This window comes from Kitasatospora sp. NPDC056446 (assembly GCF_042796115.1).
In the GTDB taxonomy this organism is placed as follows: Bacteria; Actinomycetota; Actinomycetes; order Streptomycetales; family Streptomycetaceae; genus Kitasatospora.
On the sequence record NZ_JBHTRF010000020.1, the window covers coordinates 25,588 to 37,976 of the forward strand.

A 12,389-nucleotide genomic window follows, 5' to 3' on the forward strand; every position below is an offset into this window, starting at 1 on the left:
GGGGGGGGGCCCCCCCCCCCCCGCCTCCCCGGCCCCTTCCGCCGTCGGCCGGGCACCGCGCGCCGGCCACCGGCCACCGGGCAGCGGGCGTTCGCCGCCCGCCGCCGACTGCCGGCTGTTCGCCGCCGGCTACGCCAATGAGCTCCAGTACGGGCAGCAGACGTACGGCAGTGGCGCCGGGCCGCCGTCACCGTCGCCCGGCAGCACAGCGAACCCCTCCGACCGGGCCACCCCGGGGGAGCTCACCGTCAGCCCGGCCCCGCCCGACTCCCCGAAGCCCAGCGCCAGCCGGTACCCGTCCCGGGTGGTCGCGGTGACCCGCGGGCGCTCCCGGCCGCCGTCCGGCGGGATGCCGACGCCCGGCGGGATGCCGGTGTCCAGCGAGGTGATCGTCCAGCCGCGCCGCCGCCAGTGCCGCTCCACCACGCCCACCAGCTCCGCCCGCCGGGGCAGCGAGACCACCGTGAGGACGTCGCGGCCCCGGGTCACGTACCAGAGCACCTCCGGCCCGGCCCCCGGCTGCGGCAGCCGCGCGCCCGCCCGGGGCACCGCCTCCCGCGAGGCCAGCACCGGGTCGACGGCGTCCAGCGTGTCCCGGAGCAGCGTCTCGCAGCGCTCGGCGGCGTCGAGCTGGCCGGCCGTCACGCCGGGCTCCAGCTCCGCCCACCAGGCGGGCACGGGCGGCGCAGCGCCGGGGGGACCGCCCTGGCATCCGACGTTCAGTTCGGCACCACCTGACTGCACAGGGCCCTCCGTACTCCTCCCGGCGTTCAACCCGGGGCAGGGATCGCGTCACTCCTTGGACGGCACACGGGCACCGACAGGTTCCGGTCCACACCGTTCCCGCACGCTCCGCCCGCCCCGACGGCGGGTCCCGCCGCCCCGCACGGCGCCCCCGCACGGCGGCCCGTACGGCGGCCCACGGCGGTGGCGGGACCGGCGCGGAGCACACCGCCGCCCCGGTGGCAAGGCCCTGCGCAGAACGGCCGATAACCGCGCATGATGATCGGAATGAAATTGACTGCATGTCAACTTTCAAGGTGAGACTGCCATGTCAGCCTCATCGGCAAGGAGCGAAACCATGCGCATACTCTTCACCGGCCCCGCCGCGGCCGGTCACCTGTTCCCGATGGTGCCCACCGCCCAGGCGCTGCGCGCCGCCGGGCACGAGGTGCTGTTCGCCAGCGGCAAGCCGCTCGACCAGCTCCGCACCGCGGGCTTCCCGATCGTCGAGATCGGCGACGGCCGGGAGATCCGGGCGCTGTTCGAGGAGCGCCTCGACGGCAAGAAGATCGAGTACGTCAACCAGGGCCGGACGCAGGACGAGATCTTCGACCTGGCGGCCGGGATGTTCGCGCACGCCTCCCGACCCGGCGTCGACGGGCTGCTGGCGGCCGCCGCCGACTGGGGCGCCGACCTGATCGTCTACGACTCCTTCCAGGGGTCCGCCCAGCTCGCGGCGACCGTGCTCAAGATCCCGTCGGTGGTCCACAACTTCGGGGTCAGCGCCGGCCTCCCCATGGCCGCCCGGCTCACCTCGCACCTCTCCGACCTCTACGAGAAGCACGGCCTGACCGGCCCGGCCGCCTCCACCGCGATCAACGTCGGCCCGCTCGGCGGCGACCCGGACGGCCTGCCGATGCGCTACGTCCCGTACAACGGCGGCGGCGTGGTCCCGCCCGAGTTCCTGCGCCCGGCCGACCGCCCGCGCGCGGTCGTCACCCTCGGCACCGTCCTCACCCAGCTCGACGGCGTCCGGGCCGTCGTCCGCCTGGTCGAGTCGGCGGCCGAGGTCGACGCGGACTTCCTGCTCGCCGTCGGTGACGCCGACCTCGCCCCGCTCGGCACCCTGCCCGCCAACGTCCGTGCGCTGCCCTGGGTCCCGCTCAACGAACTGCTCGGCCGCGCCGACGCGTTGATCCACCACGGCGGCTCGGGCACCATGCTGACCGCCCTCCAGGCCGGCCTGCCCCAGCTGCTCCTCCCGCAGGGCGCGGACCACTTCGTCAACACCGAGGCCGTCACCGCGACCGGCGCCGCCCTGAGCTCCACCTCCGACGCCGTCGACACCCCGCTCCTCGACCGCCTCCTCACCGACCCCGCCCTCCGCGAGGCCGCCCACCGCCTCCGCGACGACAACACCGCCCTGCCCACCCCGGCCGCCCTGGTCCCCATCCTCGAAGCGCTCGTCACCCGCTGAACCGCGGGCCGGGGCGGGCCGGCCTGGACCGGTCGCCACGACGGGCGGCCGGGTCCGGCCGCCCGCTCAGTCCCGGTCGGCCGCTCGGTCCCGGGCGGCCGCGTGGGGCCGGCCGCCCGGCACGGGCTCGTCCCGGATCGCGTTCACCAGCCCGGTCACCAGGCGCGCCCGCGGCACCATCGCGTCGACCACGAGGTACTCGTGGTCGGCGTGGGCGCCCCCGCCGACCGCGCCGAGGCCGTCGAGCGTCGGCACGCCCAGGGCGGCGGTGAAGTTGCCGTCGCTGCCCCCGCCGACCGCCGTCCCCTCCAGGCCCGGAAGCAGTCGGCGCGCCAGCCGGAACAACTGCTCCGACGCCGACTCCGGCATCGGGGGCCGGCCCACGGAACCCCGGACCACGATCTCGGCCCCGTCCAGGTACGGGCGCAGGTCCGCGAACGCGGACTCGATCCGCGCCGTCTCCTCGGCCGACTCGACGCGGACGTCGACGGTCACCGTCGCCTCCGCCGGCACCACGTTGTCGGCGGTCCCCGCCGACGCCAGGGTGGGTGTCACCGTCGTCCCGGTCTCCGGCCAGCTCAGCGCGGCGAGGTCCAGCACCTGGTGCGCCGCCTCGACCAGCGCGTTGACCCCCGCCGCGGGTTCCAGCCCGGCGTGCGCCGCCCGCCCCCGGATGGACAGCTCGAAGGTGCCGCAGCCCTTGCGGCCGGTCTTCAACGCGCCGCCCTCGGCCGCCCCCTCGAACACCAGCACCGCCCCGCAGGCACGGGCCCGCTCCTCGATCAGGACCCGCGAGGAGCCGGAGCCGACCTCCTCGTCCGCGGTCACCAGGATCTCCACGCCGGTCGTGTCGTCCAGCGCCGCCAGCCCGTGGACGGCCTGCACCAGACCGCCCAGCATGTCGAAGACGCCGGGTCCGGTGGCACGGCCTTGCGCCACCCGGAAGGGACGGCGGGCCAGCGTGCCGAGCGGGAACACCGTGTCGTGGTGGCCGAGCACCAGCACCCGGGGATCACCGCCGCCCGACCAGTGGACGTGCGGACCGGCCCCACTCTCCACCAGGACGGCCCGCCCTCCCAGCCGGCTCTCGATCATCGCCGCGACGGCCTCCGCGGAGGCCCGCAGCGCGTCGAGGTCGCGGGACGGGGACTCGATCCCGACGAGTGTGCGCAGATCATCGAGCATCGCGTCGACTCGTACGGCGGTACCCCTGTGCATCGTCATCTCCCGGACATACGGGGTGAATCGCCCGCTGGCGGGCGAAGGACTCCCCCATCGAACCCGGTCGGGTCCGGGCCCGGGCACCCGGGGGCGGTGGAGGGCGGGCCGGAGGGGGCTGCGGTGGCGGTGCTCGGCCTGGCGGCGGGCCCGGCCCGACCTGGCGGCCCGTCCCTTGTCCGGCGCATTGGTCTGGTCCACACTGATCACCGGCCGCGGTCTCCGCAGCGAGTCGGCCGCGCGCGGCCGCCGGACGAGGGGGGATGCCATGGCGGAGCGGACATCGGCCACCGGCCTTCCTACTGCGAGTGCGGAGCAGGGACGGGCAGGACGCCCGGACCCGACGGAGGACCCGACGGAGGAGCCGGACCCGTTCGGCCCACGGCTCCGGTCGTTCCGCCGCAGGGCCGGACTGAGCCAGGAGACGGCCGCCGCCCGGGCCGGGATGAGCACCCGGGCGCTGCGCGACATCGAACAGGGACGGGTCCGACGGCCCCGACCACGCACCCTCCGTCAGCTGGCCGAGGCCCTGGACCTGACCGGCGGCGAACAGGCCGACCTGCTGGCCGCCGCCCGCACCGCCCCGACGCCCGACGCCGACCGGCCGCACCTGCTGATCCTCGGCCCGCTCGCCCTCCGGCACGGCCGGACCCCCGTCCCGGTCACCAGCCCGATGCTGCGCCGCCTGCTCGGACTGCTGGCGCTCAAGCACCCCGGGCCCGCCACCCGGCAGGAGATCACCGACGTCCTCTGGCCGGCCGGGCCGCCCGGCTCCCACCAGGGCCTGGTCCACACCTACGTCAGCCAGGTCCGCCGGCTGCTGGCACCGGACGGCCCCCGGACCGCCCCACCGCCGACCGTCATCCGGACGCCCACCGGCTACCTGCTGGAGGCACCCCGGTCCCGGACCGACCTCGGCCACTTCGACGACCTGCTGGCCCGCGCCGGGTGCGTGCGCCACTCACCGGACCCGGAGGCCGCGTACGACACCCTCTCCCGGGCCCTGCGCTGGTGGCGGGGCCCGGTGCTCGCGGACGCGGACCTGGTGCTGCGCGAGCACCCCGCCGCGGTGGCCGCCAACGAACGGCGGACCAGGGCGGCACTGCTGCACGCCGACGCGGCACTGCTGCTGCGCCGCCCCGCGGAGGCCGTCCCGGTGCTGGGGGAACTGGTGGGCACCGAGCCCCTGCACGAGGGCCTGCACGCCCGGCTGATCCGCGCCCTCGCCGACAGCGGGGAACAGGCCGCCGCGCTCGACGTGTTCGGCCGCCTGCGCGCCCGGCTGGACGAGGAGCTGGGGATCGCGCCCGGCCCGGAGGTCCGCGAGGCCCACCTCCGGGTACTGCGCCGACAGCCGCCCGTCACCCGGCGCTCCGGCCGGCCCGCACCGGACCCGGTCCCCGCACCGGGCCGCGCACCGGTCCCGCACCCCGTACCCGCACCGCCTCCCGGCCCGTCCGGCCGCACGGCGCCCGCCGCCCGGTGCCACCCGCCGAAGCCCGGCCCCTCCGCCGCTCCCTTCTCGGAGACCGCCCGCGACGTCACCGTCCGGGGGCTGGTCTGCTGGAAGCTCGGGCGGCTGCACGAGGCCGCCGAGCACTTCTCCCGGGTCGCCCGGCTCTTCCACGGCCTCGACTCGACCGATGAGGAGGCGGTCTCGCACACCAACCTGGGGGTCGTCCACCGAGCGCTGGGACGCCCCAGGGACACCATCCGGATGCTCGGCGAGACCCTGCCGATCCACCTGGGGACCGGCAACAGGTTCAGCGAGTCGGTGGCACTGAACTGCCTCTCGGGCGCGTACACCGACCTGGGCGACCACGCCACCGGACGGCTGCTGGCCCACACCGCGCTCGCCGCCGCGCAGGCGCTGCGCGACCGCGCCCTGGAGGCCCATGCCCTCCTCGCCCTGGGCGCCGCCCAGGCGCGCGCCCACGACCCGGCCGACGCCGCCGACAGCTACCGGGAGGCGCTCCGCCGCGCCGAGGTCGCGGACGACCGCTTCCCGCAGGCCGCCGCACTGGTCGGGCTCGCGGCGATCCAGGCGCACCGGGAGCCGCGGACCGCCCTGCACACCGCGGAGCGGGCCGTCGCGCTCTCCCGCGAGGCGGAGTTCCGGATGCTCGAAGGCTGCGCGCTCGACGTGGTCGCCCGCGTCCGGGTGCGGCTGGGCGAGTCGCGGACCGCCCTGGAGGTGGGGCGCGACGCACTCGCCCTGCACCGCCAGACCGGGCACCGGCCGGGCGAGGTACGCAGCCAACTGGCCCTCGGCTACGCCCAGTCGGCGCTCGGCGCGCGGAGCAAGGCGTTCGGGCACTGGCGCGAGGCGCGGCGGCTCTCCCGGGCGATGGGTGGGGTCCCGATCCGCTGACCGCCGTGCCGAGCACACCGGCAGTTTCCCCGGTTCTGCCGGTCCCCGCCCACCCCCTCGCCGACCCCTACCCGAATCCCCTTGCGGCACCTGCGAGTTCGGCCCCCGGCGCCCCCGGAACCACCGCCCCGGCAGTGCCCGCACTCCCCCGCTCCGCCTACAGGAGCCCGACCAGACCGGCTCCGTACGGTGGTCGCACCGCAGATCCCGTCACCGCCCGCCCGCCCGCCCGTCCGCCCGTCCGCGTACGGCCGAACTCGCCGCGCACCACGATGCCTGAAGGACCGACCAGCCATGCCAGAACACCCGGCCGACCGCACGACCGCGGCGGCGACATCCGTCCGCAGCCAGGACCGGCCCACCCCGACGGAACCGCCTCTCGCACCGGCCCTCGAACCGGCCCTCGAACCGGCCCGCGAACCGGCGATCTGGTCCGCCGACTTCCGCCGCTACTTCACCGCCCGCAGCGCGGGCCTGCTCAGCTGGGCCATGCTGCCCGTCGCGGTCTCCGCCGGACTGCTCAGCGGCGGGTACGGCCTGGACACCGCAGGGTACGCGATGGCCTTCCTGGTGGGCCCGTTCGCGGGCCTGGTGCTGTTCGGCGGGGTGCTCGCCGACCGGTTCACCGCCCGCCGGATGATGATCGCCGCCGACCTGGCCAACCTCGGCGCCCATGTCCTGCTCGCCGTCCTCTTCATCCACGGCATCGACCACCTCTGGCAGTTGTACGCGCTGCTGACGGTGGCCGGCACCGCCAACGCGATGTTCCAGCCGGGCGCCTCCTCCACCGTCCCCCTGGTGGCCCGGGACGTGCAGGGCGCCAACGGGGTGCTGCGCACCTCCGAGGCGCTCACCGGCCTGGGCGGCCCGGCCCTGGCCGGCGCCCTGGTCGGGCTCGGTGCCACCGGCTGGGTGATGGCGGTCTCCGCCGTCGCCTACGGGACCAGCGCGTTCTGCCTGTTCACGCTCCGGCTCGGCCCGGTGCCCGCCCCGCCGGCCGACCAGGGCCTGTGGCGCAACCTGGTGGTCGGCTGGCAGGAGTTCCGCGCCCGCAGCTGGCTCTGGGGCGTGATCGTGATCTGGATGGTCTTCGCGGTGCTCTCCTGGGGGCCGCAACTCTCGGTGGCCGCCGGGGTGATCGTGCCCGAGCACGGCGCGACCGCCTTCGGCCTCCTCAACTGCGCCCTGGGCGCGGGCACCGTGGCCGGCGGCCTGCTCGCGATCCGCTACAAGCCCGCCCGCCCGCTCGCCGCCGGGGCGGTGGCCACCCTGACCTATCCGCTCTACCCGCTCGGCATCGTCCTCGGCTGGCCGGTCTGGCTGCTCGCCGCCGCCCAGGTCGCGGTCGGCGCGGGCATCGGCGTCTGGGGCGTCATGTGGGCCACCAGCGTGCAGACCCAGGTCCCCGGCGAGGTCCTCAACCGCGTCCACGCCTACGAGGTCGCCGGCTCCGTCGGCATGTACCCCGTCGGCAGCGCCCTGGCCGGCCCGGCCGTCACCGCGTTCGGCACCGACCGGGTCCTCCTGGTCGGCATCGCGGTCGCCCTCCTCACCAGCACCGCCCTCCTCGCCGCCCGCCCCGTCCGCACCCTCCCCCGCGCCCAGCCCCGCCCCTGACCCCCCGGACAACACGAAAGCCGCAGGTCACATGACCTGCGGCTTTCGGTATGGAGCGGGCGACGAGAATCGAACTCGCGCTATAAGCTTGGGAAGCTCATGTTCTACCATTAAACTACGCCCGCCTGATGAGCCGTCAGAGACCGCTCGATCCAGTCTCACTGTACCCCATCCGGGACGGTGGTTGCACGGAGCCCCAGGCGCGGCGGTGCCGGGTGGGGGCGGGTGCGGGGGCGTACTGTGTGGGCCGCGTACGAGTGCTCCGGTGGGCGGGATCGGGGCGGCGAGCCACGGTGAGGAATGTCCGGAGCATCCCCTAATGTGACGCTGTCCCGGGGCTCGGCCGCCGGGGCGCGTGTGAGTACGGGTGAGTACTGGGTTAGGGATGGGAAGGGGATCGATGGAGCAGCGCGCCGTCGTTCGTTGTGCCGAGGGGCACCTGTTCAGCACCACGACGTTCCCGATGCAGAACCTCGGTCCGGGCCGGCTCGGGCCCGGGCGGTTGATCCGGTGCCCGCAGTGCGGGCGGATGCGGAGCTCGGTGCTGGCCGACGTGCGGGAGCTGTCGGAGCCGCAACTGGCGCGGGCGATGCGGCTGGAGGCCGCGGAGTTCCTGGCCTGACGGCCGGCGGACGGGCAGGTGGGCCCCGGGCGGATTCGTCCGGGGCCCTTTCCTGCACGTAACCTCGAAGCGTGCTGCTCTCTGACAAGGACATCCGGACCGAAATCGACCTGGGCCGGGTCGTCGTCGACCCGTTCGACCCCTCGATGGTCCAGCCGTCGAGTATCGACGTGCGCCTCGACCGCTTCTTCCGCGTGTTCGAGAACCACAAGTACCCGCACATCGACCCCTCCGAGGAGCAGCCGGACCTGACCCGGCTGGTCGAGCCGGAGGGCGACGAGGCGTTCATCCTGCACCCGGGCGAGTTCGTGCTGGCCTCGACGTACGAGGTCATCTCGCTGCCCGACGACGTGGCCTCCCGGCTGGAGGGCAAGTCGAGCCTGGGCCGGCTGGGCCTGCTCACCCACTCCACGGCGGGCTTCATCGACCCCGGTTTCAGCGGCCACGTGACGCTGGAGCTGTCGAACGTCGCGACGCTGCCGATCAAGCTGTACCCGGGCATGAAGATCGGGCAGCTCTGCCTGTTCCGCCTCTCCTCGCCGTCGGAGCACCCGTACGGCTCGGAGCGCTACGGCTCGCGCTACCAGGGCCAGCGCGGCCCGACGCCGTCCCGCTCGTACCTGAACTTCCACCGCAGCGACATCTGATCCGGCGGGTCCGGTCCGGCAGGTCCGGTCCCGACGGGTCCAGGCCGGCAGGTCCGGTCCGGGAGACCGGAGGATCCGCGGAGCGCACGCCGACGGGCGGCCGCCCCTCATCGCGAGGGGTGGCCGCCCGCGGCGTTTCAGGCCCGCTTGGGGCTGGTGACGGCGACCAGCTCGGTGCCGTCCTCGGACAGCCGCAGCTCGGTGCGCAGCTCGGCCAGCTCGCCGAGGTGGTGCAGGTGGGTGCCGCCGCAGAAGATCCGGGCGCCGCCCTCGGGCAGCTCGCAGTGCCACTGGCGGCGGGCGGTGAGCTCGGGGCCGGGCGCCTCGATGGTGACCGGGGCGTCGGCGGCGACCCAGGCGGCGAGCCGGGCGTTGACGTCCTCGGTGAGGGCGGGCAGGGCGTCGGCGAGGGCGGGGAAGTCCTCGGTGGCGTCTGCGGTGAAGCCCTTCTTCTTCAGCGACTTGCCGAGCCGGTAGGTGTCCGTGCTGGCCTCGGTGTCCATCACCGAGGTGTCCATGGCGAGGCTGTCGAAGTCCGGGCTGCCGAAGGCGTCCGAGCGGCCCGGGTCCTTGCGCCAGCGCGGGGCGAGCGCGGCGTTGAGGGCGAGGGCGAGCAGGTGGCAGCCGCTGTGCGAGGCGCTGAGGGCGGCCCGGCGCTCGGTGTCGACGGCAAGCGCGGCGGTGCGGCCGGCGATGTCGCCGGGGTCGGTGTCGAGGACGTGCAGGACCAGCCAGGACCACGCCTCGTCGCCGCGCCGGACCGGGATGTCGGCGCCGACCAGCAGGGCGTCGTCGTCGGGGCCGACCGCGCCGGTCAGGCAGTCGACGACGGCCAGCTCGGTGCCGTCCACGGTGAGGGTGCCGTGGTCGGCCGGCTGGTCGGGCCAGGTGTGGTCGAGCGGGTGGAACGGGGTCGCCTCGGTGACGACGGCGTACCGGCCGTCGGCCAGCGGACGCACCGCGAGTACCGGGGACTCGCCGGTCACCGCCCCGGTCGGGAAGCTGACGTGGGTGGTGGGGAGGGTCATGCCTGGCTCCGGTGGACGTAGGGCGAAGAGGGTGGACGGGACCCCGGCGCTCGGCTGCGGCCCGTCCACCATTCTGCCCTTCGCACGTCAGCCCAGGGTCGGCAATTTGATCAGTACCAGCAGCGCCAGCAGTTGCAGCGCCGAGGCGGCGGCGGCCTTGCCCCAGGGCAGGTCGTGCAGCCGCCGGACCATGCTCGCCAGCAGGTAGGCGCAGAGCATCCAGGTCGCCCAGCCGACGACCTGGACGACGGGGCTGCCGGAGGGCAGCACCAGGTCGAGCAGCAGCCGGGGCGCGTCGGTCAGCCAGCCGATCAGCGCGGCCAGTCCGACGGTGGACTTCCACGGTCCGTCGCCGCCCAGTTGGCGGGCCAGCGCGTAGGTGACCCCGCCGAAGATCGCGCCGGCCACGGTGAAGCCGACGGCGGCGGCCAGGATGCCGGTCAGCGCCACGGTGAAGGTCGAGTTGACGATGTCGTCGTGGGTCAGCCCGATGCCGAGCACCGCGAGCGCGCCGTACAGCAGCGAGACGGTGAGGGCGGGCAGCCAGACCTGGTGGTCGCGGGTGCGGTCGAAGATCGCGGTCGGGCTGCGGAAGAGGCCGACGACCAGCTCCCGCCACTGCGGCCGGGGGCCGGCGACGTGCGGGGAGGACTGTCCGCCGGCCCGGTAGACGGCGACGTTGTCCTGGCCGTACGGCGCCTGCCGGTCGTCGCCGTACGCCTGCTCGCCGTACGCCTGGTCGTGGCCGTAGCCCTGGTCCGGACGGTAGCCCTGCTCGTGGCCGTAGCCCTGCTCGTTGCCGTAGCCCTGCTCGTGGCCGTACGGCGGTGGCTGCCGCTGCCCGTAGCCGTCGTCGTGGTAGCCCTCGTGGCCGTACGGCGGCTGCTGCCCGTACGGCTGCTGCGGGTACGGGGCCGCGCCCGCGAACGGGTCGCCGGTGGTGGGGAAGGCCCGGGTGCTGCCGGGCCGCTCGGCGGCGTACGGGTCGTACCCGCCGCCCGCCGGCCCGTTCGCGGGCGCCGGCCCGGGCCCGGCCGCCGGGTGCCCCGGTCCGCCGGGGTTGTTTCCGGGCGCGCCGGACGCGCTCGGGTGCGGGGCCGTGAAGTACTCCGGCCCGTCCGTCTCCCCGTACCCCCCGGGCGCCCCCGCCGGCGGCGGCGGAGGGGCCGACCACCCGCCGTGCGGGCGGTCGGCGCCCTGACCGCTGTCGTATCGATTACCAGCCACGTTCCGAAGGTACCCGTCCGGCCCAACCCGCGTGGGTCCCGGACGAAGCCGGGGCCGGTTTGCAGCGAGGCTGAGACGAACGGGGCCGAAAGGCCGTGCCCCGGAAGCACCGGCAGGCCCCAGGAGCTGTCGGATGTCCCAGGAGCAACGGAGGCCCCAGGGCCCCGGCGCGGGCCGCCGCTACCGCTGCGCGGTGACCGCCGGCCCGTGCACCGCCGCCGCCGCGCTGGTGCCGGCCGGGCACCCGCCCGGGCCGGCAGAGGTGCGGACCGCGCCGACCGGCAGCAGGGTGCCGCAGGCGATCCGGATGCCGTTCGGCAGCTCGTTGTCCGACTGCACGATCGCGCCGTCGCCGATCACCGCGCCGTCGAGCACCGAGCGGTCCCCGACGCTGGCGAAGGCGCCCACGATCGAGTCCTTGACCATGCTGTCCGGGCCGATCACCGCGCCCGGCAGGATCACGCTGCCCTCGACGATCGCGCCGGCCTCGACCACCGCGTCCTCGGCGATCACGGTGCCGCCGCTGAGCACCGCGCCCGGGTGGACGGTGGCGCCGGGCAGCAGCAGGGCGTCGCCGGTCGGCCCGGGGACGGCCGGGGAGTCGACCTTGCCGAGCACCAGGTCGGCGGAGCCGCGGACGAAGGCGGCCGGGGTCCCGAGGTCCAGCCAGTACGAGGTGTCGACCACGCCGCGCAGCAGGGCGCCGGTGGCGAGCAGTTCGGGGAAGGTCTCGCGCTCGACGGACACCTCGCGGCCGGCCGGGATGCGGTCGATCACGGACCGGGTGAAGACGTAGCAGCCGGCGTTGATCTGGTCGGTGACGATCTGCTCCGGGGTCTCCGGCTTCTCCAGGAACTCCAGCACCCGCCCGTTCCCGTCGGTCGGGACGAGGCCGAAGGCCCGAGGGTCCTCGACCCGGGTGAGGTGCAGGGTGACGTCGGCCCCGGCGGCCACGTGGCCGTCGCGCAGGGCGGCGATGTCGACGCCGGAGAGGATGTCGCCGTTGAAGACCAGGACCGGCTCGTCGGGGCCGCAGGTCAGCCCGGAGGCCGCGTTGCGGATGGCCCCGCCGGTGCCGAGCGGCTCGCGCTCGGTCAGGTAGACCAGCTCGATCCCGTACGGGGTGCCGTCCTGGAAGTGGTCCTCGAACACCTCGGCCAGGTACGAGGTGGCCAGCACGACGCGGGTGACGCCGGCGGCGGCCGCACGGGCCAGCTGGTGCGCGATGAACGGGACGCCGGCCACCGGCAGCATGGGCTTGGGGGTGTGGGTGGTCAGCGGACGCAGTCGCGTGCCCTTACCACCGACCAGCATGATCGCCTCGGTCATGGTCTGCGCTGTTCCCCTTGTGCTCGCTGCGGCCCGGCCCTGCGGGCCGATACCTCCGTCGGTGGTCTGGACCCGTCCGGAACGGGTCGACCGGCTCACAGCCGGTCCGGCGCCTACTGTATTTCCTTCC

9 protein-coding genes, 1 tRNA gene and 1 pseudogene are annotated in these 12,389 nt (G+C 75.2%); 5 read left to right on the forward strand and 6 right to left on the reverse strand.

Going from position 1 to position 12,389, the window contains the following annotated elements; all coding sequences use genetic code 11:
* Positions 1-129: 129 nt before the first annotated feature.
* Complete coding sequence (locus ACFQ6N_RS15035; RefSeq protein ID WP_380649361.1) at positions 130-645, reverse strand: hypothetical protein; 516 nt, start codon at positions 643-645, stop codon at positions 130-132.
* Between the two features lie 436 nt (positions 646-1,081).
* Here ACFQ6N_RS15035 and ACFQ6N_RS15040 point away from each other — a divergent pair, with 436 nt between their 5' ends.
* On the forward strand, positions 1,082-2,200 hold the full coding sequence (locus ACFQ6N_RS15040; protein ID WP_380649362.1) for a nucleotide disphospho-sugar-binding domain-containing protein: 1,119 nt from the start codon (positions 1,082-1,084) through the stop codon (positions 2,198-2,200).
* A 66-nt stretch (positions 2,201-2,266) separates the two neighbouring features.
* Here the strand turns inward: ACFQ6N_RS15040 and ACFQ6N_RS15045 are convergent, their stop codons facing one another.
* Complete coding sequence (locus tag ACFQ6N_RS15045) at positions 2,267-3,424, reverse strand: M20 family metallopeptidase (protein WP_380649363.1); 1,158 nt, start codon at positions 3,422-3,424, stop codon at positions 2,267-2,269.
* Between the two features lie 262 nt (positions 3,425-3,686).
* Between ACFQ6N_RS15045 and ACFQ6N_RS15050 the strand changes: the two genes are divergently transcribed.
* Both ACFQ6N_RS15050 and ACFQ6N_RS15055 read left to right on the forward strand, forming a co-directional pair.
* Positions 3,687-5,789 carry a BTAD domain-containing putative transcriptional regulator gene (locus tag ACFQ6N_RS15050; protein WP_380649364.1) on the forward strand — a complete coding sequence of 701 codons (2,103 nt, stop codon included), beginning with the start codon at positions 3,687-3,689 and terminating at the stop codon, positions 5,787-5,789.
* A gap of 294 nt (positions 5,790-6,083) precedes the next feature.
* Positions 6,084-7,406: an MFS transporter gene (locus ACFQ6N_RS15055; RefSeq protein ID WP_380649365.1), complete on the forward strand. Its 1,323-nt coding sequence runs from the start codon at positions 6,084-6,086 to the stop codon at positions 7,404-7,406.
* 51 nt (positions 7,407-7,457) lie between these two features.
* Here ACFQ6N_RS15055 and ACFQ6N_RS15060 read toward each other — a convergent pair.
* Positions 7,458-7,531: transfer RNA gene (locus ACFQ6N_RS15060), tRNA-Gly, on the reverse strand.
* Positions 7,532-7,806: 275 nt separating this feature from the next.
* Here ACFQ6N_RS15060 and ACFQ6N_RS15065 point away from each other — a divergent pair.
* Together ACFQ6N_RS15065 and dcd are read left to right on the forward strand one after the other, a co-directional pair.
* Positions 7,807-8,028 (forward strand): hypothetical protein, encoded by a 222-nt coding sequence (locus ACFQ6N_RS15065; RefSeq protein WP_074001850.1) that lies wholly within the window; start codon positions 7,807-7,809, stop codon positions 8,026-8,028.
* Positions 8,029-8,099: 71 nt separating this feature from the next.
* Positions 8,100-8,675 (forward strand): dCTP deaminase, encoded by a 576-nt coding sequence (gene dcd, locus ACFQ6N_RS15070; RefSeq protein WP_380649367.1) that lies wholly within the window; start codon positions 8,100-8,102, stop codon positions 8,673-8,675.
* A 137-nt stretch (positions 8,676-8,812) separates the two neighbouring features.
* Here the strand turns inward: dcd and ACFQ6N_RS15075 are convergent, their stop codons facing one another.
* The 3 genes and pseudogenes from ACFQ6N_RS15075 to ACFQ6N_RS15085 form a co-directional block, all read right to left on the reverse strand.
* Positions 8,813-9,703, reverse strand: coding sequence for a metal-dependent hydrolase (locus ACFQ6N_RS15075; RefSeq protein ID WP_380649368.1), 891 nt, complete (start codon positions 9,701-9,703; stop codon positions 8,813-8,815).
* Positions 9,704-9,790: 87 nt separating this feature from the next.
* Positions 9,791-10,930 carry a Yip1 family protein gene (locus ACFQ6N_RS15080; protein WP_380649370.1) on the reverse strand — a complete coding sequence of 380 codons (1,140 nt, stop codon included), beginning with the start codon at positions 10,928-10,930 and terminating at the stop codon, positions 9,791-9,793.
* Positions 10,931-11,185: 255 nt separating this feature from the next.
* A pseudogene (locus ACFQ6N_RS15085) lies at positions 11,186-12,259 on the reverse strand (sugar phosphate nucleotidyltransferase); the annotation flags it as partial.
* Between the last annotated feature and the right edge of the window lie 130 nt (positions 12,260-12,389).